2 protein-coding genes are annotated in these 1,160 nt (G+C 64.6%); both read right to left on the reverse strand.

Features of this window, described 5'->3' with window-relative positions; all coding sequences use genetic code 11:
• Positions 1-255, reverse strand: a 255-nt coding sequence (locus OP495_RS18020; protein ID WP_280571149.1) for a twin-arginine translocation signal domain-containing protein, incomplete at its 3' end; no start/stop codon positions are given.
• A partial coding sequence (locus tag OP495_RS18025; protein ID WP_280571150.1) for an MFS transporter occupies positions 252-1,160 on the reverse strand: 909 nt, incomplete at its 5' end. The genes OP495_RS18020 and OP495_RS18025, both read right to left, overlap by 4 nt.

Here is a 1,160-nt window from a genome sequence, read left to right on the forward strand (position 1 = left end):
CTGCAGTACCTTTTCCAGCGGCTGCATCGCTGCGGCGTGATCGGGGTCGACATCGAAGGTCCGCGCGGTGCCGAGGCCGACGACTGGAATGCGCTGTCCGGACGCCGGAATTTCACGCATGTTCAGCGCTTCCGGTGCGGCGCTCAGCGCCGTCGGGCCAAGGGCGGCCAACACCCCGGCGCCTGCGGACAACTGGAGGAAGGTGCGGCGCGATATGGCGCCGTGCTTGTCGGGAAAATCGTTGTCGCCGGTCATGGGATTCTCCTTGCCGCCGTCGAGACGGGCGTTGCAGTGTCGGTGGCCCGCGCCTGCCGCGATACGCCGAGGCGATAGCCGATAACCGCCCACAGCACCGCCAGTGGAATAGCGACGACCGAGATGCCGCTGATACCCAATCCGAGCCCCGTCAATCCGGTATAGGCCCAGCCCGCGATGGCGTCACTCCCGCGATAGACCACGGTATCGATGAAATTCTTCGACTTGTACTTCTCGAATCGGGGCACGACCGTGAACAGCATCTCCCGGCCCGGTTTGGCCAGTGCGTAGTTGCCGGCACGCCGGATCACCTGAACCGCGGCGATACTGAGTAGCATGGGGGCCGCGACCAGCACCACAAAGCCCGCGGCGACGAGCAGTGGCACGAATGACAACGCACGGCCGAGGCCAAAGTACTGCACGAACCGGGCGGTGAGAAACAGCTGGATACCCACGGTGAGGGTGTTGGTGAGCAGGTCGATGGCCGCGAACATCGCGGTGCGATCGCCACTGTCATCGAGGGCATTGCTGATGATATCGGCCTGGATGAAATACAGGAACGTGGCCAGCGTCGTGTACAGCCAGATGAACAGGCAGATGCCGAGTAGGTAACGCGACTGCAGGACCGCCTTGACCCCCTCGAAAAGCGTACCGCCGAGCGGCTGATTCGTGGTGCCGTGCTCGCTACTGCGGTCGGAGAAGCGTTCCAGCACCCACATGCACGGCAAGGTGCAGGCGAGAATCACGGCGGCGATGGGCAACAGGCTTGCCGGCTCGAGTTGCTGGGCCAGCACGCCGGTGATCGCCGGGCCGCCGATCGCGCCGGCGCTTCCGCCGGCGGCGATGGCACCGAACAGGCGCGTCGCCTGGCGATTCGTAAACACATCGGTCAGGAAACTCCAGAA

Origin of the sequence: Chromohalobacter sp. 296-RDG, assembly GCF_029889885.1 — a bacterium.
Classification (GTDB): domain Bacteria; phylum Pseudomonadota; class Gammaproteobacteria; order Pseudomonadales; family Halomonadaceae; genus Chromohalobacter.